This is a genomic window from Ruegeria sp. BF10 (assembly GCF_056538725.1).
Window position 1 is genome coordinate 1,041,163 of record NZ_JBQFTR010000001.1, and the last position, 20,765, is coordinate 1,061,927.

Genomic DNA, 20,765 nt, shown 5'->3' on the forward strand with positions numbered 1-20,765 from the left:
ATCTGGCTAAAAATATCCCGGAGAGCGCGAGAGGCTGGCCTCTCGCTGCGCACCCTCAGCCACGCGCCCAACGCTGTTCAAGGGCCTCCAGCGCCGCAATGCGCTCACCCGTCTTCGGGTGGCTCATCAACCATGCCGGGGCAACGCCCGCCCGTTGCTGTGTCAGGTCTTCCAGCTTGTGAAACAAGGATTTCTGCGGCCCGATCCCGATTCCGGCCTTGGTCAGCAAGGCGGCGGCATATTCGTCCGCCTCATACTCATCCTGACGCGACAGGCGCGAGGCCAGCAATGACGTCAAGGCATTCGCAATCATCGCTCCGATAAACGGAATAAAGCGGTTCAGCACCATGATCAGCGCTGTCCGCATCGCGTTTTGACCCGAAAAATCAATCATCCGTCGCCTTGCGTGACCCAAGGCAACATGTCCCAGCTCATGAGCGATGACGCTGGCCATTTCCTCGGCCGAAACCTCTCCGTTGCGGAATTTTCGGTAAAACCCGCGCGTGATGAAAATCCGACCGTCCGGAGCAGCCAGCCCGTTTACCGGGTCGATCTCATAGATATAGACGGGCACCCGATCGATGCCCAAAGCTGCGGCCAGCCGGTCTGTCATCCGTTTCAGCACCGGATCGGCCAGTTCGGTCGATTTTGCATCCAACTCATGATGGGTTCGCCAGACGGAAATCCGGTACATCACGATGGCATAGCCAATGGCCAGCAGGATCGGAGTCAATCGAAGCATGCCAAAGATATGGTCCGAACATGGGCATTGCGCAAGTCACACCTGCGGGATGTTCGTCGGGACCCGCATGTTCGTGCGCTGAAATCGGCACAAACTTCGATAAGTTGCGATCTTGCGACATGAGCTGTTGATTATTTCAACGATCCCACTTAACCGACAGGGCGCTATCGATGAGGGACCCATGACCGACAAGAACTATGAAGCGCGTCACCTGGAAACGCTCGACCGGGATTTGCGTCGCTTTTCACGCCTCGAAATGGCGACCGCACAGGCTGGACGGCCCTTTGTAGGCTCAGGGATCGCTCTGGTATTCATTGTTGTCGCAGGCCTTGTGGCCGCTTTCCTGTTCGGGCAGGGCAGCAACGCGCTCATCGTCGTGATCGCGGCGATGTTCGGGGCCTATATGGCGCTGAACATCGGGGCCAATGACGTCGCCAACAACATGGGGCCCGCAGTGGGGGCGAATGCGCTGACGATGGGCGGTGCCATCGCCATTGCCGCCATTTTTGAAAGTGCCGGAGCGCTCGTCGCCGGGGGCGATGTCGTATCGACCATCGCCAAGGGAATCATCGCGCCGGAAAGCATGGGAACGGCCAACGTCTTCATATGGGCGATGATGGCGGCGCTGCTGTCCTCGGCGCTGTGGGTCAATCTGGCGACATGGATCGGGGCGCCGGTTTCCACCACGCATTCGGTCGTCGGCGGCGTCATGGGGGCCGGGATCGCCGCTGCCGGGTTCGGTGCCGTAAGCTGGGGCACCATGAGCAAAATCGCCGCCAGCTGGGTGATCTCGCCGGTTCTGGGGGGCTTGGTCGCAGCCGGTTTTCTGTGGTTCATCAAGGCCAGGATCATCTATCAGGAAGACAAGATCGCCGCGGCCCGCAAATGGGTGCCGATGCTGGTCGGGATCATGGCGGGCGCCTTTGCATCTTACCTGGCGCTCAAGGGCCTCAAGAAGATCATCAAGATTGATCTCGGGACGGCGCTGCTGATCGGTGCGGTCTGTGGCGGGCTGATCTGGGCCGTGATGATCCCGATTATCCGCCGTCAGTCCGAGGGGCTTGAGAACCGCAACAAATCGCTGAAAATTCTGTTTGGAATTCCCCTGATCGTCTCTGCGGCGTTGCTGAGCTTTGCGCATGGCGCAAATGACGTTGCCAACGCAGTGGGCCCGTTGGCCGCGATTGTGCAGGCCTCTGCCTCGGGCGATTTCACGCATGCCGTCAGCATTCCCTATTGGGTCATGGTCATCGGTGCGTTCGGGATATCGTTCGGCCTGTTCCTGTTTGGTCCGAAACTGATCCGCATGGTCGGCAGCCAGATCACCAAGCTCAACCCGATGCGGGCCTATTGCGTCGCGCTGTCAGCCGCGATCACGGTGATTGTCGCCAGTTGGCTGGGCTTGCCTGTCAGTTCCACCCACATCGCGGTTGGCGCTGTATTCGGCGTCGGGTTCTTCCGGGAATGGGATGCCGAGCGAAGGCTGAAACGCTCAAGGCTGGCTTTTCCCGAACGCCCCCGCGTCGCGGCGGAAGAACGCCGCCGCCGCAAGCTGGTTCGCCGGTCGCATTTCCTGACCATCGTTGCCGCGTGGGTTATCACTGTTCCCGCAGCGGCCATGCTGGCAGCGATCCTGTTTCTTGGGATTCAGGTGATTGCCGGGTAAACTCTGGCGCTGACCTCAACGGGTCAGCGCTTTCATTCCCTGTTCCAGCCCGGCCAGGGTCATCGGCACCATATGGCCTTCGAAGATCTCCTGGATCATGCTGATGGAATGGGTGTATTCCCAGTACTTCTCGGGCACGGGATTGATCCACAGGTTCGATGTCCATTGATCCCGCGCGCGTTGCAGCCAGACCTGCCCGGCCTCTGCGTTCCAATGCTCGTTGGCACCGCCGGGATAGGCGATCTCATATGGGCTCATCGAGGCGTCGCCGACGAAGATGCATTTGTAGTCGGGCCCATAGGTGCGCAACACTTCATGTGTGGGCGTCTGCTGGTCCCAGCGGCGGCGGTTGTCGCGCCAGACACCTTCATAAAGGCAATTGTGGAAATAATAGTATTCCAGATGCTTGAACTCGGACCGTGCGGCCGAAAACAGCTCTTCTACCACCTTGATATGCGGGTCCATTGATCCGCCAACGTCCAGGAACAGCAGGACCTTGACCGCGTTGTGACGTTCCGGGCGGGTCTTGACATCCAGATAACCGTGCTCGGCGGTGGCGCGAATGGTGCCGTCCAGATCCAGTTCCTCGGCAGCACCTTCGCGCGCCCAGCGGCGCAGGCGTTTCAGGGCGACCTTGATGTTGCGCGTGCCCAGTTCAACCGTATCGTCCAGGTTCCTGAATTCGCGCTTGTCCCAAACCTTGACCGCGCGCTGATGGCGGCTTTCCTTCTGACCAATGCGGACCCCTTCGGGGTTGTATCCATAGGCCCCGAACGGAGAAGTTCCGGCCGTGCCGATCCACTTGTTGCCGCCCTGATGGCGGCCTTGTTGTTCCTTTAGGCGTTCGCGCAGCGTATCCATCAGCTTGTCGAACCCGCCAAGCGCTTCGATCTCGGCTTTTTCCTCGTCCGACAGGTGTTTTTCGGCCAGTTTGGCCAGCCAGTCGCCGGGAATGTCGACGGCTTCCAGAACCTGATCGAAACTGATTTCGTTCAGCCCTTCGAAACTGGCGGCAAAGGCGCGGTCGAACTTGTCGATGTTGCGTTCGTCCTTCACCATCGACACGCGGGCGAGATAGTAGAACGCCTCGACATCATAGGTGGCCAGACCCTTTTTCATGCCTTCCAGAAAAGTCAGATACTCCCGCAGCGATACCGGGATGCCAGCTTTGCGAAGGTTTTCGAAAAAGGGCAGGAACATCGTCTCAGGCCACCAAACGCACCAGAACCAGCGAGATCACCAGACCCACCAGCGCAAAGGCAATGCCATACCCGGCGGCATATTGCGCCATGTCGGCCCGATTGCCGCTGCGCTTTTTCGCGGTCAGGGCGCCCAAGGTTGCACCCAGTGCCGCCATTCCCAGAACTACCAACATATGTGTGTCATCCGTCTTTCGTGCCATCCGTGTTTCTTCGGCCATTGCCCCGCGACAATGACTGGGCCACCAGATCCGAACCAAACCCGTACCGCGCCCATCCCAGGCTGTCCAGCCTGACGGCACGTGCCTGCTGTATCTGCCCCGCCTGTTTCAGCGCTTCTGATTTCAGCAACAACAACGTGGCCAGCAGAGACGCATTTTCAGCCCGTGTCATGACATCGATGGCCCTGTCCAGTTCAGGCAGAACACTGGGCCCCTTGTCCTGTGCCAGCGCAAATGCCGCGGTTTGCGTGGTGACATAGGCCTGATGCACCTCTGTGCCGGGCGTGGCCTTGAGAAATTGCTGCGCAATCTGAAACTGGCGCTGAGCTTCGTTGGGGTCCCGGAATTGTTCCATCCGGCCCATCAGGTAATGGGGATAGGCGCGGCGGTGATCTGTCCATCCCTGTTGCTGACCGATCCGTGCCGCCTTTCGCGCCGCGCGCATCTGTCTGGGCGAACCCGACCCCGGCCCCAGTGATTTCTGAATCGCGTCAATCCACTCGCGCGGCGTATCCGTGAAGGGTTGAACGGGCACCCTGTCCCCGCGCGGGTTCATCCGGCTGAGAACCCCCGGGATGACCGCGGCGACCTGATCGCGGGTCATGCCGGTGCGCAGTTCCGGCGCATAAGCAGCCCGCAGGATCAGCATGTCGAACCCGGTCAGAACAGTATGGATATTGTCGTCGTTGAACACCGAATCCGGCAGATGGTAGAGGTCGTTCAGCGGACCAAGCGCTTGTGCCAGTTCTTCATGCAGGCAATCGCGTATTTCCTGCGGACTGACGTCGTATGGGATGAAAATCCCAAGCCGTTCGCGTTTGCGCAGTTCAGTCCAGCTGCTTTTGATCTTTCGGCGGTCACGGCGATATTCTTCAAGGCTGGACGAGTTGGGGACGACGAAACAGGCCGCGTTGGGCAGGATGCGCAGAATGTCTTTCTGACTGACGGCTTCGATGGTGATATTGGCCTGACCCTCGTTGACCTGCCGGATGTTGATCCCGGCTTCGCGCCTCAGACGGTTGAGCAACCGGGTCAGGTCCTGCTGCATGCTTGCGGTCGGTGATCCGGTCAGACGGACTGTGACCGGGGCCTCAAATCGCGTGAAAACGGGCAGGGCGGCCCCGCTTTCCAGCTCGAAATGCAGGGACAGGAAGTCAGAGGCGATGTTTTTGTTGGACCGAGCAGGCGGCGAAGGACGTGCCGTTGAAAAAGACTTGGCAGGCGGCAGGCTTACTTCGACGACCGTGACCTGATCGGGCAGCTCGATCGTTTCAACCGTCGCGCAGCCAGCAACAACCAGTGCCAGAAAAAGGGCACTCAATCGCTTCATGAGCGGGCGTACTTGATGAACGGTGTCAGCGTGCCGATGCGATCATACAGTTTCCGAGCGGTGTGGTTGAACTCCTGGGTCAGCCAATAGACCGATGGCGCGCCCTGACGATCGGCCTCATCATAGACCGCCTGGATCAAGGCCCGGCCAACGCCTGCCCCCCGTGCCTCGGGTCGCGCGAACAGGTCTTGCAGGTAGCAGACCTTTTCCACCTTCCAGGCGTGGCGATGAAACAGATAATGTGTCAGTCCGACCAGGGCGCCATTCTGCTCGGCAACGAAACAGGAAAAATCCTGTGGGTCGTCGCCCAACAATCTGGAAAAGGTTGTTTCGTATACATCCTCGGGCAGGGCGGTTTCATAAAATGCCAGATAGTCCCGCCACATGTCGGCCCATTGGCTTTTGTCCTCGGCACGCAGGGTGCGGATTGTCAGTGCGTTCGCCACGCGATTCATCCAATTCTGTGGGCGGCGAAGCTCTGTTTCGCCAGATGGGCCGATGCTGGCATTCGGGCCGTCCCAAGGCAAGCCATGATCACCGTCCGGCCACCCTCTGGCTATCGTTTGCCGCGTGCCATGAAGGCCAGACGTTCGAACAAATGCACATCCTGTTCATTCTTCAGCAACGCGCCATGCAGTTTCGGAAGGGCATCTGCGCCGCCGCGCTTGAGGTCTTCGGCACTCAGGTCCTCGGCCAGCAGCAGTTTCAGCCAATCCAGCACTTCTGACGTTGACGGCTTTTTCTTGAGCCCCTGCGTCTCGCGGATTTCATAGAACTGGGTCAGGGCGGTGGTCAGCAGCGCATCCTTGATGCCGGGGTGATGTACTTCGACGATGCGGCGCATCGTGGCCTCATCCGGGAAGCGGATGTAGTGAAAGAAACAGCGGCGCAGGAACGCGTCCGGCAATTCCTTTTCATTGTTCGAAGTGATGATGACGATCGGGCGGTTCTTGGCCCGGATCGTCTCGCCTGTCTCGTAGACATGGAACTCCATCTTGTCGAGTTCCTGCAAAAGGTCGTTGGGAAACTCGATATCCGCCTTGTCGATCTCATCGATCAGCAGAACGACCTTTTCGTCGGCCTCGAAGGCCTGCCACAGCTTGCCCTTGCGGATATAGTTCGACACGTCATGCACACGTTCCTCACCCAACTGGCTGTCCCGCAGGCGGCTGACCGCATCATATTCATACAGGCCCTGTTGCGCGCGGGTGGTGGATTTCACGTTCCACTCAATCATCCTCAGCCCCAGCGCGCCGGCCACCTGTTTGGCCAGTTCTGTCTTGCCGGTGCCGGGTTCGCCCTTGACCAGCAATGGGCGTTCAAGTGTGACGGCGGCGTTCACGGCAATCGTCAGATCGTCAGTGGCGACATATTCGGCTGTACCTTGAAAGCGTGCGGTCATGGGCCTCTCGTGTGGTTTTTCGTGATCCGTGGGCAGGTTGTGTTGTCCGGGTTACAGACGGTCAATGATTTTGACAACCCGCGTCCCTGCGTCGGTTGAGGCGATTTTTGCAGGAACTCCAAGCCCTTTTGGTTGATTCGTGCGCGCGATTGTGCCCTGCCAATTGACACCTGCCTCAAAAAGGCCCGCTAAATTTCATAGAAAAACAGGGTTTTGTTGTTGTTTGTCTCATGTTTAGACAAAACAGCACGAGGGCGTGCTGAAGCAACGTTTGTGTAGTGACAATCCCACGCCCGTCGGCTAAACGCTGCGCAGAAGGGGGTGCCAAATGTCAGGTGAAACATCAGCGACCGACGTTTCTGGCCATACCGAGGGAGCAAATATGAAACAGGAAGTTTTTCTGCCGGAGGATTACCGCCCGGCCGAAGATGAACCTTTCATGAATGACCGTCAGCTTGAATATTTCCGCCGCAAGCTGTTGGATTGGAAGAACGAGCTTTTGGCGGGCAGCCGCGATACGATCGAAGGGCTGCAGGACAACACCCGAAACATTCCGGATGTCGCAGACCGCGCGAGCGAGGAGACCGATCGCGCTCTGGAACTGCGAACACGTGATCGTCAGCGCAAGCTGGTTGCCAAAATCGACGCAGCCCTGCGCAGGATCGAAGAAGGTGAATACGGGTATTGCGAAAAGACCGGCGATCCGATTTCGCTGAAACGTCTGGATGCACGTCCGATTGCAACCATGACGCTGGAGGCGCAAGAGCGCCACGAGCGCCGCGAAAAGGTCCACCGCGACGATTGATCGCCGGGTGAAACTGGAAAATTTCGAACGCCGGGGCCTGTGGCTCCGGCGTTTTTGCGTTATGCGGGGGGCATGAAGATCAATCGGTTGAATTTCTGTGTAATTGGCGGCGGCATCGGCGGTCTGGCGGCTGCGTTGGCGCTGCGGCAACACGGGGCGCAGGTCACCCTGCTGGAGCAAGCCCCGGCATTGACCGAGGTTGGCGCAGGTCTTCAGATCAGTGAAAACGGGATGTGCGTGTTGCGTGCGCTTGGGGTGGCGGATCTGTCTGCGGGCCAGAAATCGCATGGTACGATCCTGCGCGATTACCGCAAAGGGCGCGTTGTCAGCCGGCTGCCCGGGCCTTCGGCTGGCCCGACCTATTATTTTCACCGTGCCGATTTGTTGAATCTGCTGCATTCTGCGGCCCGCAAGGCCGGTGTGGATGTTCGTCTGGGGGCCAAGGTTTCCAACGTGCAAAAACACCCCAACGAAGCCGAAATTCTGTTGGCGGGCGGCGAGCGGCTGCGCGCCGAATGCGTCATCGCCGCCGACGGTGGCCGCAGCACGATTCGCCCGGCTCTGAACGGGCCCGAGACACCCGAGTTCACGCACCAGGTCGCCTGGCGCGCCACCATTCCCTGGCGACCGGATTCAGACGTGGTGACGGCATCCCTGACCATGGGGCCGGGTCGGCATGTCGTAACCTATCCATTGCGCGATCAAAGCATGATGAACATCGTTGCGGTCGAGGAACGCTCGGACTGGCGGGAAGAGGGATGGAAGCTGAAAGGTGACCCGGACGAGCTGCGCGCACGTTTTTCAGGGTTCGGCGGTCCGGTAGGTGAGCTTCTGTCAAAGGTCTCGGATGTGAATCTGTGGGCATTGTTCCTGCGCCCGGTCGCAGAAAAATGGCAGAACGGTCGTCTGGCATTGCTGGGGGACGCGGCGCATCCGACCTTGCCGTTCATGGCGCAAGGCGCTTGCCTGGCGCTGGAAGATGCCTGGACGCTTGCACGATCTTTCGACGAACACTCGGGTGTCACCAGCGCGCTTGCCGCCTACGAGAAAACGCGCCGGCCAAGGGCAGAAAGCGTGGTTGCCGCTGCCGGGTCGAACGCACGAAATTTCCACCTGTCAGGCCCCGCACGTCTGGCGGCCCAATGTGCGCTTATGGCCATCGGAGGGAAACTGTCGCGCCGTTACGAATGGATCTACAGCTACGACGTCACGGCCTGAAACGCTAGATATCCAGATCGACCCAGACAGGCACGTGATCCGAAGGTTTTTCATGCCCGCGCACGGCTGCATCAATCTGGCAATCCCGCATTAGATCCGCCGCTTGTGGGGTCAGCAGAAAGTGATCGATCCGAATTCCGTCGTTCCGGTTCCAGGCCCCGGCCTGGTAGTCCCAGAATGAATAGTGCCCCGCGCTTTGGGTGGTGGCCCGGAACGCTTCGGTGAAGCCCAGATTCAGGATCTTGCGAAATGCGGCGCGGCTTTCGGGGCGGAACAATGCATCGTCGCGCCATGCTTCGGGGCGTTTGGCATCCTCCGCCTGCGGGATGATGTTGTAGTCCCCCGCCATCAACGCGGGTTCTTCGGTTGCCAGCAAATCACGGGCACGGTCATATAGCCGTTCCATCCATGCCAGTTTGTAATCGTATTTCGGGCCGGGTGCGGGATTGCCATTGGGCAGGTACAATCCACAGATCCGAAGAGCCTTTTTGCCAACGACGGTGGCTTCTATCCAGCGGGCCTGTTCATCCGCGTCATCGCCGGGAAGGCCGCGGGATACATCCTCGAGGGGAAGCTTGGACAAGATTGCAACGCCGTTGAAGCTTTTTTGCCCGTGAGTTTCCACGTTGAATCCACGCTCTTCGAATATCTCGCGCGGGAAGTTTTCATCGACCGACTTGATCTCTTGCAACAGCACAACGTCCGGCTGCGCTTCGTCCAGCCATCGGGGCAGGGCTTCGGCCCGCGCCTTGATGCCGTTGATGTTGAACGTGGCGATTTTCATGCGCGATCCTCCGAAGGCTTGGTGCAACCTATCGCGCAGAACGGGCCCAACGGCAAGGCGGAGATCGGATTTGCGAGGCTCTGCCTCGCGCTCCGGGATATTTTTGGCCAGATGAAGAAACGGATTATTAACCGAATTTCTTCAAGCTGAAGTGGCGGTACAGGCGGGGACGCCGATGACCGCGCCAGGTGAAGCCCTCTGGTCTTACGGTCAGAGGGCGGACTCCTGCTTCATCTGGCTGAAAATATCCTGGGGGTGTGGGGGCAAAGCCCCCACGGTTACATCGAAAAAGATGTGCCACAACCGCAGGAAGAGGTGGCGTTGGGGTTGTCGATCACAAATCGCGCACCGATCAGTTCCTGGGTGAAGTCGATGACCGCGTTTTCCAGGAAGGGCAGCGAAATCGCGTCAACAATGACTTTTTGCCCTTTACCTTCAAGGACCAGATCATCTTCTTTTGGCGTGTCCAAAGCGATTTCGTATTGAAACCCCGAGCAACCGCCGCCTTCCACTGCGACGCGCAATGCCTGACCCTGATCCGCCGCGCCGATTTCAGCAAGGCGTTCGAAAGCGCGTTCCGTGACTGTTGGGGGCAGATTCATGCCGGTCTCCAATGGTTTCCTTCCATTACGCCATACAATATAGAAAGCGCAAGGACAGGCGACAAGGACAGGCCATTTGGACAGAGCTAGATTTGCCTCGGACCCGGACCGCACCAGGGGGCGGCATGTGCCCGAGGAGGAAAGCAGTTTCCGATCATGCTTTCAACGCGACCGGGACAGGATCATTCATGCCAGTGCCTTTCGGCGCCTCAAGCACAAGACGCAAGTGTTCGTTGAACATGAGGGCGATAGCTACCGCACCCGCCTGACCCACTCCATCGAGGTGGCGCAGGTGGCCCGGACCATTGCCGGTGCCTTGGGCCTGAACCCAGAGCTGACCGAAGCCGTGGCCCTGGCGCATGATCTGGGGCACACGCCCTTTGGACATACCGGCGAAGACGCGTTGCACGCGTTGATGAAGCCCTTTGGTGGTTTTGATCACAACGCACAGGCCATTCGGATCGTCACAAAGCTGGAGCGCCACTATGCGGAATTCGACGGGTGCAACCTGACTTGGGAATGCCTGGAAGGGATTGCCAAGCACAACGGGCCGGTTGAGGGCGATCTGCCCTGGGCATTGGCCGAGTGCAATCAGGATTTCGATCTAGAACTGCACACCCATGCCAGCGCGGAAGCCCAGGTTGCGGCCCTTTCCGATGACATAGCATATAACAATCACGATCTTCTGGACGGGTTGCGCGCAGGGTTGTTCTCGGATGACGATTTGCAGGACCTGCCGATCGTCGGGGTCTGTTACGCCGAGGTGGATGCCAGATACCCCGGGCTGGATTCCTATCGCCGGCGTCACGAAGCGCTCAGGCGGGTTTTCGGGGTCATGGTGGCGGATGTCATCAACACCTCGCGCGATCTCATTGCCGTGTCTGGCGCGCAGTCCGTCGAAGAAATCCGACATCTTGGGTATCCTGTCATCCAGTTCTCGGATGAGGTTTGGGCGCAACTGCGCGAAATCCGGGCGTTTCTGTTCACCCGGATGTATCGCGCGCCCAGGGTGATGTCAGTGCGGGCAGAGGTGGCAAAGATCGTGGAAGATCTGTTTCCGATTTACATGAACGATCCCAGGCAAATGCCTGTGCGCTGGCACGATGACATTGAAGCTGCCAGGGACGACACCGCGTTGGCCCGCATCGTTTCCGATTACATCGCGGGCATGACCGACCGATTTGCCTTGCAGGACCACGCGCGGCTGACCGGCTGATCACTCCACGGCGATATAGGCGATGGCCCAGACTTGCTGAGCCGCTTGTTTTGCCGACTGACCGGCGTTCTCTGTCGGTGGGAACACGATCATCGTCGGGCCATAACCTCCGATCCCCATCGGTGCGCCATCAGCATGCGTTGCAACGATCGGTCTGTGCGTGGCGATGCTGTCCCACTCGATTTCGGCCTGATACCCATCCAGCGCCATGGGAAGAGCGGTTTTCCCCTCGGCCCCTGCCAATGTCATGACCTCTGCCAAAAGCGGGCCTGAAAACCTGTAATCCCGCTCATTTCCCGGAGGACCATAGGGGATAGTGATCTCGAACTGCTCCAGCCCGTCCAGCATGGCAGCATCAAACCCAGCCGCGCCGCCATGCGTGACCTCCAGATAGCCCAGCAGACCGCCGTCATTCTCCCCGCGCGCGGGCAGGTTTGTTTCGCTGACCGCGCCGCCCAGCGTCAGCAGCACGTGGCCTTGCGGCTGTGGCAGGTCGGCCAGCGCAGGCAGGGCGGCGGACAAAAGCAAGGCAAAAGACAAGGTGCGGTGCATCAACGGTCTCCGGTAGCTGTGTACAGGCCCGAGATTAGCGAGATGTTTCGCCAAACCAAGCTTAAACATTAGGCGTCCATTGACCTTGCCGCATTGCGTGGTAAACCCCGCGACAAGCAAAAGGACATCCGAAATGAACCTGTTTTCCGAGATCCGCGGCCTTGTACTGGACGCGCTGGCGCAGATGCAGTCCGAAGGCGCATTGCCCGATGGGTTGAGCTTTGACAACGTGGCGGTCGAACCTCCGCGTGATGCGGCGCATGGGGACATGGCGACCAACGCCGCGATGGTGCTTGCGAAACCGGCCGGGATGAAGCCGCGCGACATTGCGGATGTGCTGGCCGGGAAACTGGCGGCGGATGACCGGATCACAAGCGCCGAAGTGGCGGGGCCCGGTTTCCTGAACCTGCGTCTTGCGCCGTCCGTCTGGCACGGCGTGTTGGCGGCGGTGCTGGAAAAAGGCACCGATTTCGGGCGCTCGACCATGGGGCAGGGGCAGAAGGTCAATGTCGAGTATGTCTCGGCCAACCCGACCGGTCCGCTGCATGTGGGCCATACGCGGGGTGCGGTGTTCGGGGACGCGTTGGCAAGCCTGCTGGCCTATTCCGGCCATGATGTGACCCGCGAGTATTATATCAACGACGGTGGCGCTCAGGTGGATGTGCTGGCGCGTTCGGCCTATGAGCGCTATCGCGAGGCCAACGGGTTGAGCCCCGAGATTGCCGAGGGGCTGTATCCCGGTGACTATCTGATCCCGATTGGCGAGGCGCTGAAAGAGAAATATGGCGACAGCCTGATCGACAAACCGGAAAGCGAATGGCTGGAAGAGCTGCGCGAGTTTTCGACAGATGCGATGATGGACCTGATCCGCGCCGACCTGAAGGCGCTGGGCGTCGAGATGGATGTGTTCTTCTCGGAGAAATCGCTCTATGGCACGGGCCGGATCGAGGCCGCGCTGCAATCGCTGACCGAAAAGGGCCTGATCTATGAAGGTGTGCTGGAACCGCCCAAGGGCAAAAAGCCAGAAGATTGGGAGCCGCGCGAACAGACCTTGTTCAAATCCACCGAACATGGCGATGACGTCGACCGCCCGGTCAAGAAGTCGGACGGCAGCTGGACCTATTTCGCCCCCGATATCGCCTATCACTATGACAAGGTGAGCCGTGGCTTTGACGCGTTGATCGACGTGTTTGGTGCCGATCATGGCGGCTATGTCAAGCGGATGAAGGCGGCCGTGTCGGCCCTGTCCGACGGCAAGGTGCCGCTGGATATCAAGCTGACGCAGCTGGTGAAGCTTTGGAAAAATGGCGAGCCGTTCAAGATGTCGAAACGGGCCGGGAACTTTGTCACCCTGCGCGATGTGGTCGATCAGGTTGGTCCCGACGTGACCCGTTTCGTGATGCTGACCCGCAAGAACGACGCGCCGCTGGATTTCGATTTCGACAAGGTACTGGAACAGAGCCGCGAGAACCCCGTGTTCTACGTTCAATACGCCCATGCCCGGGTGATGAGCGTGCTGCGCCGTGCCGCCGAGGCGGGGATCGACGTCTCCGACGAAACCCTGCGCGGGGCCGATCTAGCGTCGTTGGACCACCCCGCCGAACTGACGGTTGCCAAGAAGCTGGCCGAATGGCCACGCCTGGTCGAGATCGCTGCGCGGACCAACGAACCGCACCGCGCCGCCTTCTATCTATATGAACTTGCAGGAGATTTTCATGCGCTCTGGAACAGGGGCAATGACGAAACCCAGTTGCGTTTCATTCAGGATGGCGATGTTGCCACAAGCCAGTCGAAAATCGCATTGGCCCGTGCCGTTTCTGTTGTGATTTCAGCGGGCTTGGGTATTCTTGGCGTTACCCCGGCGCAGGAGATGCGGTAACAAATATCGCCCGAACCGCCGGTACGAGGTAGGCAAGAAATGACCCGCGCGCCTTGTTTTCGGGCGCGAAACGGGCAGTGAGGCGGACATGGCGAGTTACGATTACTCGGGGCACCAAAGCCCCGAGCAGATTCATTACCCGAATCAAACGCATTCCGAGGATGCGTATGACTATCCCGACGATATGCAGGATTACGACGCGCCGCGCGGCGCGTTCGGACTGGGGCGGGCCGTCAATTTCCTGGGGGCTGCCGCATCGCTGGCACTGGTCGCCGGCGTCGCTGTCTGGGGATACAAGCTTGTCATGCGCGATGTCAGCGGCGTGCCGGTCGTGCGTGCTGCCGAAGGGCCGATGCGGGTGCAGCCCGAAAACCCGGGCGGAACACCCGCCGATCATCAGGGCTTGGCCGTCAATGCAGTGGCCGCCAAAGGCAGTGCTGCCGCTCCGGCGGATCGCCTGATCCTTGCGCCGCGGCCGGTCTCGTTGACGGATGAAGACGTCCCCGCCGCCGATCTGAAGCCGACACCGGCGCTGCATGTGGTGGAAAAGCCGATCTCAACCCGGGAAGCCGCTCGATTGCGCCAGAACGCAGTGGACGCGCTGGTTGCGGAACTGGCGGGTGAGGCGACCAAAACGCAGCAAAACTCTGAGGATGGCGTACAGGTGGCATCGCTGACCACCCCCGAGGAAGAACCCGCAATTGACCCGGCCGATTTCGCAGCCGCCTTGCCGGACCCGGCCATTGCCGCGCTGCCGGGCGTGCGCCGGTCCTTGCGCCCGTTGACCCGCCCGGCGCGTGCCTCTCGCAGCCAGATGTCGCCGAGCGAGAATTCCGAAGACGCGATCAATGCCGCGGTGAAGGCTGCGGTTGGGTTGGATGTTGATCCTGATACGCTGGCGAAAGGCACGCGTCTGGCGCAGCTTGGGGCTTATGACAGTGTTCAGGTGGCGCAAACGGAATGGGATCGCCTGAACGGAAAGTTCGGCGAATATATGGCAGGAAAACAGCGTGTTATTCAGAAAACTTCAAGCGGCGGGCGCACCTTTTACCGCCTGCGCGTACTGGGCTTTGAAGACCTGAGCGACTCGCGCCAGTTTTGTGCCGCGCTTGTCGCCCAGGGGGCTGATTGTATCCCGGTGGCCGTTCGGTGAAGTACGGTGCCACGATCACCGATGCTCAGGGCCTGCGCCTGACGCAACAGGAAAAAGACTTGTTTCGCCAGATGAACCCGTTCGGGTTCATTCTGTTCGCCCGCAACATCGAAAACGCGGATCAGGTGCGCGCCTTGTGTGATGATTTCCGCGAGGCCGTCGGGCGCAATTGCCCGATCACAATCGATCAGGAAGGCGGGCGCGTGCAGCGCCTGCGGGCGCCGTTGGCCCGCGAATGGCTGCCTCCGCTGGATCATGTGGCCAATGCCGGAGAACAGGCCGAGCGCGCCATGTATCTGAGGTACCGCCTGATTGCCGATGAATTGTTTGGTCTGGGCATCGACAGCAACTGTGCGCCCATGGTCGATGTCGCGCGCCCCGAGACGCACAAGTTCCTGAAAAACCGGTGCTATGACACTGATCCTGAACGCGTTTCCAGAATTGGCAAGGCCGTGGCGCAGGGCCATTTGGATGGCGGTGTGCTGCCGGTGCTCAAACATATTCCGGGCCATGGACGTGCCACGTTGGACAGCCACCATGACTTGCCGCATGTGGATCTGCCCTTGGAGGAGCTTGAGCGCAGCGATTTCGGGCCGTTCCGGGCCTTGAACGATCTGCCGATGGGGATGACCGCGCATTTGGTCTATGACCGGATTGACCCGCGGCCTGCCACCATCTCGGCAACCATGATGGATGTGATCCGCGACAGGATTGGCTTTGAGGGGCTGATCATGACCGATGACATCGGAATGAAGGCGCTCAGCGGAACGCCCGCTGACGTGTCGCGGCAAGCCATAAGTGCGGGCTGTGACGTCGTTCTGCACTGCAACGGAACCTTTGCCGAGCGCGCCCAGGTGATGGAAGCGGCCGGAGAAATGTCGGATGTGGCACAGGCCCGCGCAGAACGGGCGCTGGCGATGCGCAAACGCCCGCAGGAACTTGACATCCCTGCCGTCGAAGCGGAACTATCTGCCCTAATGGGCGGGCAGGTATATGAACGATAATCTTTTCAGCGAAGACCCTGTCTCGGTCGCGGATCGTCTTGCGGCCGAAGCGCTGATTGTTGATGTCGATGGGTTCGAAGGCCCGCTGGACGTTCTGCTGACCCTGTCGCGCACGCAAAAAGTTGATCTGAGGAAAATTTCCGTACTCGCGCTGGCGCAGCAATACCTGGCCTTTGTGGAAAAGGCGCGTGCGTTGCGCATTGAACTGGCCGCCGACTATCTGGTGATGGCGGCCTGGCTGGCGTTTCTCAAGTCCCGCTTGCTGCTGCCGCCAGACCCGGATGACGAGGGCCCCTCGGGCGAGGAACTGGCCGCACATCTGGCGTTTCAGTTGGAACGCTTGCAGGCGATGCGCGACGCCGCCGCACGGTTGATGGCGCGCGATCAGCTGGGGCGCGATTTCTTCAAACGCGGGCAGGGCGAAGATATCACCCGCATCCGCACCGTGACCTATTCCGCCACGCTGCTGGATCTGATGCAGGGCTATGCCCGCATCCGCACCCGTGATGAATTCCGCCCGTTTGTGATGGACCGCGATTCGGTATTCACCATGGAACAGGCGCTGGAACGGATGCGCCCGCTGATCGGGTTTGCCGGGACATGGACCGATATGGAAACTTACCTGCCCAATGGCTGGGATTCCGACCCGGTACGGCGCAGGTCAGCGACGGCGGCGACCTTTGCGGCCTCGCTGGAGCTGGTGAAAGAGGGACATATGGAAATCAAGCAGAGCGAGACATTCGCTCCGATCCATTTGCGCAAGAGGACCGAAACACGTGACTGATGCCCCTGAAGAGACCGGTACGCTGTTCGAGGCCCCTCCGCTGGCTGAACAGGAACGCATGGTCGAAGCCGTTCTGTTCGCCAGCGCCGAGCCGGTGACGATTGCGGATCTTGAGGCGCGGATGCCCCATGGCAGCGACGCGGCGCAAGCGGTTGAATTGCTTCAGAAACGCTACGAGGGGCGTGGCGTTCGCGTGGTGCGCGTGGGGGATGCTTGGGCCATCCGCACGGCCCCTGATCTGGGTTTTCTGATGCAGAAGGAAACGGTCGAGACCCGCAAGCTCAGCCGCGCCGCGATCGAAACTCTGGCCATCGTGGCCTATCATCAGCCCTGCACGCGGGCTGAGATCGAGGAAATCCGGGGTGTGTCGGTTTCACGCGGGACCATCGATCAGTTGCTTGAGATGGAGTGGATCAAGCTGGGCCGCCGCCGCATGACGCCGGGTCGTCCGGTGACGTTTGTGGTGACGCCTGAGTTTCTGGATCATTTTGGGCTGGAAAACGCGCGCGACCTGCCGGGCCTGAAAGAACTGCGCGCGGCGGGATTGTTGGAGAATCGTCCTCCTCCGGGTGCCATCCCCTTGGGAGAGGGGCGCGAGGACGAAGTTGACGAAGACCAGACCGAACTGTTCGAGGATGAGTGATCGAACAGCCCTTTTGTTGCCGCATAAAGCGTCTATCTTTGTGCGTGAGGACACGGAGTTCAGCGATGAATGCAAACCGGATCATCGATATGATTGTGCGTCAGGTCATGCGCCGTCTGGTCAACAAGGGTGTGAACAAAGGCATCGATCTGGCCAGCCCAAAAGGCAGCGGGCCCGGCACGTCGAATGGGCCCGGAAAAGCCAGCGCACCGCGACATGCGCAGAACCTGCGGCAGGCGCAACGCCTGACCCGCCAGATGCGCCGGTTCATGAAATTCTAGGGGTCAGCTTACGGCTTTGAAGTGCTTTGACAGTTTCAGGCCCTGTCCCTGATAGTTCGAGGCAATGCCTGCACCATATAGTTGCGTCGGCATGTCAGCCATTTTCTCATAAACCAGACGTCCGACGACCTGTCCGTGCTCCAGCACGAAGGGCGCTTCGTGGCAGCGCACCTCAAGCACGCCACGCGAACCGGCACCCCCTGCGGCGGCATGGCCAAAACCGGGGTCGAAGAACCCGGCGTAGTGGACCCGAAATTCACCGACCATCGCCAGATAGGGCGCCATTTCAGCGGCGTACATCGGCGGAATATGCACCGCCTCGCGGCTGACCAGGATATAGAACGCGCCGGGGTCCAGGATGATGCAGCCATCTTTGGTTCGCACCTCTTCCCAATAGTCCTGCGGGTCGTATTCACCGATTCGATCCAGATCGATCACCCCGGTATGCGGTTTGGCGCGATAGCCGACAAGATCGGTATCAGGCAGTTGCAGGTCGACCGAAAAGCCCAGACCGTCCTGAATGACCGCAGGTCCATCCACCAGCGGAGATTCGGCATGCAAGGACCTCAGTTCGGCATCTGACAACACGGCCTGACCCTGGCGAAAACGAATTTGATTCAGGCGCATCCCGGGACGAACCAGCACCGAGAACGAGCGCGGGCAGATTTCGGCATAAAGCGGGCCTGTGTAACCTGCGGGCACCCGGTCGAACTCGGTACCGCCATCGGTAATGGTCCGCGTCAGAAGATCCAGCCGCCCGGTCGAGCTTTTGGCGTTGGCCACGGCGCTCATGCTGTCGGGCAGGGCAAGCGATTCCATCAGGGGCACCAGATAGACGCAGCCCTTTTCCAGAACCGCGCCATCCGAGATATCGATGCGGTGCATCTCAAACTCTGCCAACCGGTCCGTGACAGTCCGGCCTTCCCCCGCAAGGAACGAGGCACGTACACGGTAAGCCACTGTTCCCAGACGTAAATCAAGGCTGGCAGGTTGAATCTGCGCCGGCAGAACCTCGGGGTTGGCGGTGATTTCACCGCGGGCGATCATCGCCTCAAGCTGTTGGTTCGGGCAAACACCTGTCATCTCGATCCCCCCTGGTGCCAGAGCGGGATCTGGCCTTTATGCCATAAACGTCGGTGTAATTTGGTCGGGCTAGCAGGACTCGAACCTGCGACCTTCCGTCCCCCAGACGGACGCGCTACCAGGCTGCGCCATAGCCCGACGTTGGGGTGTTCATAAAGATTTTCCCGGCAGGGGCAAGAGGAAATCAATGCCTTTTGTCCTAACCCGTCGCCTGTGTTTCGACACGGTCCAGCCAGCGGCGCAGATCTTTTGCAATCGGAGCGATGCGCCGCAACAGGTCGTCATCAAAATCTGTCTGATTCCACGCAAGCGACGCTATTCCCCCCATCAAGGGCGCGGCATCCAGTTCGGGCTCTGGCTCCGGCTGTGACGCAGAAGATGTACGCGCGTTAGCCTGCGCGCCTTCCTTGACGGATTGCTTTGACGGTTCGCCCAGATCCATTCGAATCTGTTCCGTTGCGGTTGCAGGCTTAGGTTCAAACGGTACTACGGTGTCCTGAACGGCCTCAATCGGGGCGGGGCCAGGGTCATCCAGGGAAGGGGACAGCGCCGCGACATGTGCGACGCCCTGTTCGCGCAGGATACGCTGGACACCTTTTATCGTGATACCGTCTTCGTGGAGCAGTTTCTTGATTCCTCCCAACAGACGCATGTCGTTGGGCCGATAATACCTGCGTCCACCTGCGCGTTTGACGGGTTTTACCTGAGTGAATCGACTTTCCCAGAATCGCAGAACATGAGCCTGAACACCGAGCCAGTCCGCAACTTCGCTTATGGTGCGAAAGGCATCGGGGGACTTACTCATAACCTGGACGTCCTGAACTTACTTGCGGTTCCCTGCGGCGACGCGATCTTTCATTAGATGCGACGGGCGGAAAGTCAGTACACGGCGCGGCTGAATCGGGACTTCTTCGCCGGTTTTGGGGTTGCGACCGACACGGGCGGTCTTGTCGCGAACACTGAATGTACCGAAAGACGAGATCTTCACCTGTTCACCACGCACCAAGGCGTCGGACATGTGGTTCAGAACGCTTTCAACCAGCTGCGCACTTTCGTTTCGTGACAGACCTACCTCACGAAAGACAGCTTCGCTCAGGTCCATTCGAGTCAGTGTTTTGTCGCCCATGCTAATTCCCCTGTTGCTGTTGAAGCATATGGGTATGGCAAATTCGCTGTCAATATCAATGAATTGCGGGCGGCTGTGTAAGCCGGTTTGCGCCGGTCACCAGCGCAGAACCACTGCGCCCCAGGCCAGACCGCCGCCAATGGCTTCGGTCACGATCAGATCACCCGGTTTGATCTGTCCGCGCTGCTTGCCCACGGACAGGGCCAGTGGAATGGATGCGGCCGACGTGTTTCCGTGATCCTGAACGGTCACAACCACGTTTTCCATCGGCAAGTTCATTTTCTTGGCGGTGCCCTGAATGATCCGGATGTTGGCCTGGTGCGGCACGATCCAATCCACGTCCGAGCTGCTCAGCCCCGCTCGTTCCAACGCTGTTTCTGCTGTTTTCGTAAGCTTTTCAACGGCATGTCGGAAAACCTGATTGCCCTGCATGCGCAGATGCCCGGTGGATTGGGTCGAAACGCCGCCATCGACATAGAGCAGGTCTTTGTAGCGCCCGTCCGAATTCAGGTCGGTTGCCAGAATACCGCGGTCCTCGGCGGTGCCCGTGCCCTCTTGGGCCTCCAGCACAACCGCACCGGCGCCATCGCCGAAAAGAACGCAGGTGGACCGATCGGTCCAGTCCATGATCCGTGAGAAAGTCTCGGCCCCGATCACCAGCACACGCCTGGCCTGACCGGAAACAATCAGCGCATTTGCGTTGGACAGTGCAAAAACGAATCCGGCGCAAACAGCTTGAACATCAAAAGCAAAGCCCTTGGTCATGCCCAACCGAGCCTGAACCATGGTGGCGGCCGAAGGAAAAGTCAGATCCGCCGTTGAAGTCGCCAGAACGATTGCATCAATGTCATCCGCCGTCAGACCTGCGTCGGCCAGCGCGGCTTCGGCGGCCTTGGTGGCCAGATCGGATGTCGTCTCGTCTTCGGCAGCAAAGTGGCGGCGTTCGATCCCCGAGCGGGTCTTGATCCATTCGTCGGTCGTGTCCAGGGTTTTCTCAAACTCGGAATTGGGAACAACGCGTTCGGGCAAATAATGCCCGACACCTGCTACAACTGAACGGCCTGCCATTTTCCGG

The 20,765-nt window shown here is 59.7% G+C and carries 23 protein-coding genes and 1 tRNA gene; 10 read left to right on the forward strand and 14 right to left on the reverse strand.

The features are described from left to right. Positions 1 to 55: 55 nt before the first annotated feature. The gene (locus tag ACR0DJ_RS05260) at positions 56 to 742 is read right to left on the reverse strand and encodes a M48 family metallopeptidase (protein ID WP_480684102.1); all 687 of its coding nucleotides are present in this window, start codon (positions 740 to 742) and stop codon (positions 56 to 58) included. A gap of 181 nt (positions 743 to 923) precedes the next feature. On the opposite strand from ACR0DJ_RS05260, the gene ACR0DJ_RS05265 reads away from it, so the two are divergent. Further along, complete coding sequence (locus ACR0DJ_RS05265) at positions 924 to 2,408, forward strand: inorganic phosphate transporter (RefSeq protein ID WP_170343996.1); 1,485 nt, start codon at positions 924 to 926, stop codon at positions 2,406 to 2,408. 15 nt (positions 2,409 to 2,423) lie between these two features. Here the strand turns inward: ACR0DJ_RS05265 and ACR0DJ_RS05270 are convergent, their stop codons facing one another. The 5 genes from ACR0DJ_RS05270 to ACR0DJ_RS05290 all read right to left on the reverse strand — a co-directional run bounded on the left by ACR0DJ_RS05270 (position 2,424) and on the right by ACR0DJ_RS05290 (position 6,560). Then, the gene (locus tag ACR0DJ_RS05270; RefSeq protein ID WP_257598896.1) at positions 2,424 to 3,608 is read right to left on the reverse strand and encodes a vWA domain-containing protein; all 1,185 of its coding nucleotides are present in this window, start codon (positions 3,606 to 3,608) and stop codon (positions 2,424 to 2,426) included. 4 nt (positions 3,609 to 3,612) lie between these two features. Next, positions 3,613 to 3,810: a hypothetical protein gene (locus ACR0DJ_RS05275; RefSeq protein WP_257600895.1), complete on the reverse strand. Its 198-nt coding sequence runs from the start codon at positions 3,808 to 3,810 to the stop codon at positions 3,613 to 3,615. Beyond that, positions 3,791 to 5,158 carry a DUF2927 domain-containing protein gene (locus ACR0DJ_RS05280; protein ID WP_480684103.1) on the reverse strand — a complete coding sequence of 456 codons (1,368 nt, stop codon included), beginning with the start codon at positions 5,156 to 5,158 and terminating at the stop codon, positions 3,791 to 3,793. The genes ACR0DJ_RS05275 and ACR0DJ_RS05280 overlap by 20 nt, the downstream gene beginning before the upstream one ends. After that, positions 5,155 to 5,613 (reverse strand): N-acetyltransferase family protein, encoded by a 459-nt coding sequence (locus ACR0DJ_RS05285; RefSeq protein ID WP_480684104.1) that lies wholly within the window; start codon positions 5,611 to 5,613, stop codon positions 5,155 to 5,157. The genes ACR0DJ_RS05280 and ACR0DJ_RS05285 overlap by 4 nt, the downstream gene beginning before the upstream one ends. Positions 5,614 to 5,714: 101 nt before the next feature. Beyond that, positions 5,715 to 6,560: an AAA family ATPase gene (locus ACR0DJ_RS05290; RefSeq protein ID WP_152458249.1), complete on the reverse strand. Its 846-nt coding sequence runs from the start codon at positions 6,558 to 6,560 to the stop codon at positions 5,715 to 5,717. Between the two features lie 382 nt (positions 6,561 to 6,942). Between ACR0DJ_RS05290 and dksA the strand changes: the two genes are divergently transcribed. Beyond that, positions 6,943 to 7,365, forward strand: coding sequence for an RNA polymerase-binding protein DksA (gene dksA, locus ACR0DJ_RS05295; RefSeq protein ID WP_170344000.1), 423 nt, complete (start codon positions 6,943 to 6,945; stop codon positions 7,363 to 7,365). Positions 7,366 to 7,437: 72 nt separating this feature from the next. Further along, positions 7,438 to 8,583 (forward strand): FAD-dependent monooxygenase, encoded by a 1,146-nt coding sequence (locus tag ACR0DJ_RS05300; protein ID WP_480684106.1) that lies wholly within the window; start codon positions 7,438 to 7,440, stop codon positions 8,581 to 8,583. Between the two features lie 4 nt (positions 8,584 to 8,587). Here ACR0DJ_RS05300 and xth read toward each other — a convergent pair whose 3' ends face one another. Next, positions 8,588 to 9,367: an exodeoxyribonuclease III gene (gene xth / locus ACR0DJ_RS05305; protein ID WP_171231475.1), complete on the reverse strand. Its 780-nt coding sequence runs from the start codon at positions 9,365 to 9,367 to the stop codon at positions 8,588 to 8,590. A gap of 278 nt (positions 9,368 to 9,645) precedes the next feature. Continuing rightward, positions 9,646 to 9,969 carry a HesB/IscA family protein gene (locus tag ACR0DJ_RS05310; protein ID WP_171204913.1) on the reverse strand — a complete coding sequence of 108 codons (324 nt, stop codon included), beginning with the start codon at positions 9,967 to 9,969 and terminating at the stop codon, positions 9,646 to 9,648. 76 nt (positions 9,970 to 10,045) lie between these two features. Between ACR0DJ_RS05310 and ACR0DJ_RS05315 the strand changes: the two genes are divergently transcribed. Further along, the gene (locus ACR0DJ_RS05315) at positions 10,046 to 11,185 is read left to right on the forward strand and encodes a deoxyguanosinetriphosphate triphosphohydrolase (RefSeq protein ID WP_425078414.1); all 1,140 of its coding nucleotides are present in this window, start codon (positions 10,046 to 10,048) and stop codon (positions 11,183 to 11,185) included. On the opposite strand, the gene ACR0DJ_RS05320 is transcribed toward ACR0DJ_RS05315, so the two are convergent. Then, on the reverse strand, positions 11,186 to 11,737 hold the full coding sequence (locus ACR0DJ_RS05320) for a hypothetical protein (RefSeq protein ID WP_425078413.1): 552 nt from the start codon (positions 11,735 to 11,737) through the stop codon (positions 11,186 to 11,188). 133 nt (positions 11,738 to 11,870) lie between these two features. Between ACR0DJ_RS05320 and argS the strand changes: the two genes are divergently transcribed. The 6 genes from argS (at position 11,871) to ACR0DJ_RS05350 (ending at position 17,481) form a co-directional block, all read left to right on the forward strand. Continuing rightward, positions 11,871 to 13,616, forward strand: coding sequence for an arginine--tRNA ligase (gene argS, locus ACR0DJ_RS05325; protein ID WP_480684108.1), 1,746 nt, complete (start codon positions 11,871 to 11,873; stop codon positions 13,614 to 13,616). 88 nt (positions 13,617 to 13,704) lie between these two features. Continuing rightward, entirely contained in the window at positions 13,705 to 14,769 is a 1,065-nt protein-coding gene (locus ACR0DJ_RS05330; RefSeq protein WP_425078411.1) for an SPOR domain-containing protein, read from the forward strand. Further along, positions 14,766 to 15,773 carry a beta-N-acetylhexosaminidase gene (gene nagZ / locus ACR0DJ_RS05335; RefSeq protein WP_480684109.1) on the forward strand — a complete coding sequence of 336 codons (1,008 nt, stop codon included), beginning with the start codon at positions 14,766 to 14,768 and terminating at the stop codon, positions 15,771 to 15,773. Before ACR0DJ_RS05330 ends, nagZ begins: the two co-directional genes overlap by 4 nt. Next, entirely contained in the window at positions 15,763 to 16,557 is a 795-nt protein-coding gene (locus tag ACR0DJ_RS05340) for a segregation and condensation protein A (protein WP_480684110.1), read from the forward strand. Before nagZ ends, ACR0DJ_RS05340 begins: the two co-directional genes overlap by 11 nt. Beyond that, entirely contained in the window at positions 16,550 to 17,200 is a 651-nt protein-coding gene (scpB, locus tag ACR0DJ_RS05345) for an SMC-Scp complex subunit ScpB (RefSeq protein WP_480684111.1), read from the forward strand. The genes ACR0DJ_RS05340 and scpB overlap by 8 nt, the downstream gene beginning before the upstream one ends. Before the next feature lie 65 nt (positions 17,201 to 17,265). Then, positions 17,266 to 17,481: a hypothetical protein gene (locus ACR0DJ_RS05350; protein WP_170344011.1), complete on the forward strand. Its 216-nt coding sequence runs from the start codon at positions 17,266 to 17,268 to the stop codon at positions 17,479 to 17,481. 3 nt (positions 17,482 to 17,484) lie between these two features. Here the strand turns inward: ACR0DJ_RS05350 and ACR0DJ_RS05355 are convergent, their stop codons facing one another. The 5 genes from ACR0DJ_RS05355 to ACR0DJ_RS05375 form a co-directional block, all read right to left on the reverse strand. After that, the gene (locus ACR0DJ_RS05355) at positions 17,485 to 18,564 is read right to left on the reverse strand and encodes a 2'-deoxycytidine 5'-triphosphate deaminase (RefSeq protein WP_480684112.1); all 1,080 of its coding nucleotides are present in this window, start codon (positions 18,562 to 18,564) and stop codon (positions 17,485 to 17,487) included. A 61-nt stretch (positions 18,565 to 18,625) separates the two neighbouring features. Then, positions 18,626 to 18,702, reverse strand: a tRNA-Pro gene (locus ACR0DJ_RS05360). A gap of 61 nt (positions 18,703 to 18,763) precedes the next feature. After that, positions 18,764 to 19,369 carry a MerR family transcriptional regulator gene (locus ACR0DJ_RS05365; RefSeq protein WP_257598882.1) on the reverse strand — a complete coding sequence of 202 codons (606 nt, stop codon included), beginning with the start codon at positions 19,367 to 19,369 and terminating at the stop codon, positions 18,764 to 18,766. Between the two features lie 18 nt (positions 19,370 to 19,387). Beyond that, complete coding sequence (gene ihfA / locus ACR0DJ_RS05370) at positions 19,388 to 19,690, reverse strand: integration host factor subunit alpha (protein ID WP_152458234.1); 303 nt, start codon at positions 19,688 to 19,690, stop codon at positions 19,388 to 19,390. A gap of 96 nt (positions 19,691 to 19,786) precedes the next feature. After that, entirely contained in the window at positions 19,787 to 20,758 is a 972-nt protein-coding gene (locus ACR0DJ_RS05375; RefSeq protein WP_170344014.1) for a beta-ketoacyl-ACP synthase III, read from the reverse strand. Positions 20,759 to 20,765 lie beyond the last annotated feature (7 nt).

What these genes read in the sequence shown, in the direction of transcription:
- ACR0DJ_RS05260 (WP_480684102.1), bottom strand. Translation starts at nt 742, where the DNA reads ATGCTTCGATTGACTCCGATCCTGCTGGCCATTGGCTATGCCATCGTG.
- ACR0DJ_RS05265 (WP_170343996.1), top strand. Translation starts at nt 924, where the DNA reads ATGACCGACAAGAACTATGAAGCGCGTCACCTGGAAACGCTCGACCGG.
- ACR0DJ_RS05270 (WP_257598896.1), bottom strand. Translation starts at nt 3,608, where the DNA reads ATGTTCCTGCCCTTTTTCGAAAACCTTCGCAAAGCTGGCATCCCGGTA.
- ACR0DJ_RS05275 (WP_257600895.1), bottom strand. Translation starts at nt 3,810, where the DNA reads ATGGCACGAAAGACGGATGACACACATATGTTGGTAGTTCTGGGAATG.
- ACR0DJ_RS05280 (WP_480684103.1), bottom strand. Translation starts at nt 5,158, where the DNA reads ATGAAGCGATTGAGTGCCCTTTTTCTGGCACTGGTTGTTGCTGGCTGC.
- ACR0DJ_RS05285 (WP_480684104.1), bottom strand. Translation starts at nt 5,613, where the DNA reads ATGAATCGCGTGGCGAACGCACTGACAATCCGCACCCTGCGTGCCGAG.
- ACR0DJ_RS05290 (WP_152458249.1), bottom strand. Translation starts at nt 6,560, where the DNA reads ATGACCGCACGCTTTCAAGGTACAGCCGAATATGTCGCCACTGACGAT.
- dksA (WP_170344000.1), top strand. Translation starts at nt 6,943, where the DNA reads ATGAAACAGGAAGTTTTTCTGCCGGAGGATTACCGCCCGGCCGAAGAT.
- ACR0DJ_RS05300 (WP_480684106.1), top strand. Translation starts at nt 7,438, where the DNA reads ATGAAGATCAATCGGTTGAATTTCTGTGTAATTGGCGGCGGCATCGGC.
- xth (WP_171231475.1), bottom strand. Translation starts at nt 9,367, where the DNA reads ATGAAAATCGCCACGTTCAACATCAACGGCATCAAGGCGCGGGCCGAA.
- ACR0DJ_RS05310 (WP_171204913.1), bottom strand. Translation starts at nt 9,969, where the DNA reads ATGAATCTGCCCCCAACAGTCACGGAACGCGCTTTCGAACGCCTTGCT.
- ACR0DJ_RS05320 (WP_425078413.1), bottom strand. Translation starts at nt 11,737, where the DNA reads ATGCACCGCACCTTGTCTTTTGCCTTGCTTTTGTCCGCCGCCCTGCCT.
- argS (WP_480684108.1), top strand. Translation starts at nt 11,871, where the DNA reads ATGAACCTGTTTTCCGAGATCCGCGGCCTTGTACTGGACGCGCTGGCG.
- ACR0DJ_RS05330 (WP_425078411.1), top strand. Translation starts at nt 13,705, where the DNA reads ATGGCGAGTTACGATTACTCGGGGCACCAAAGCCCCGAGCAGATTCAT.
- ACR0DJ_RS05340 (WP_480684110.1), top strand. Translation starts at nt 15,763, where the DNA reads ATGAACGATAATCTTTTCAGCGAAGACCCTGTCTCGGTCGCGGATCGT.
- ACR0DJ_RS05350 (WP_170344011.1), top strand. Translation starts at nt 17,266, where the DNA reads ATGAATGCAAACCGGATCATCGATATGATTGTGCGTCAGGTCATGCGC.
- ACR0DJ_RS05355 (WP_480684112.1), bottom strand. Translation starts at nt 18,564, where the DNA reads ATGACAGGTGTTTGCCCGAACCAACAGCTTGAGGCGATGATCGCCCGC.
- ACR0DJ_RS05365 (WP_257598882.1), bottom strand. Translation starts at nt 19,369, where the DNA reads ATGAGTAAGTCCCCCGATGCCTTTCGCACCATAAGCGAAGTTGCGGAC.
- ihfA (WP_152458234.1), bottom strand. Translation starts at nt 19,690, where the DNA reads ATGGGCGACAAAACACTGACTCGAATGGACCTGAGCGAAGCTGTCTTT.
- ACR0DJ_RS05375 (WP_170344014.1), bottom strand. Translation starts at nt 20,758, where the DNA reads ATGGCAGGCCGTTCAGTTGTAGCAGGTGTCGGGCATTATTTGCCCGAA.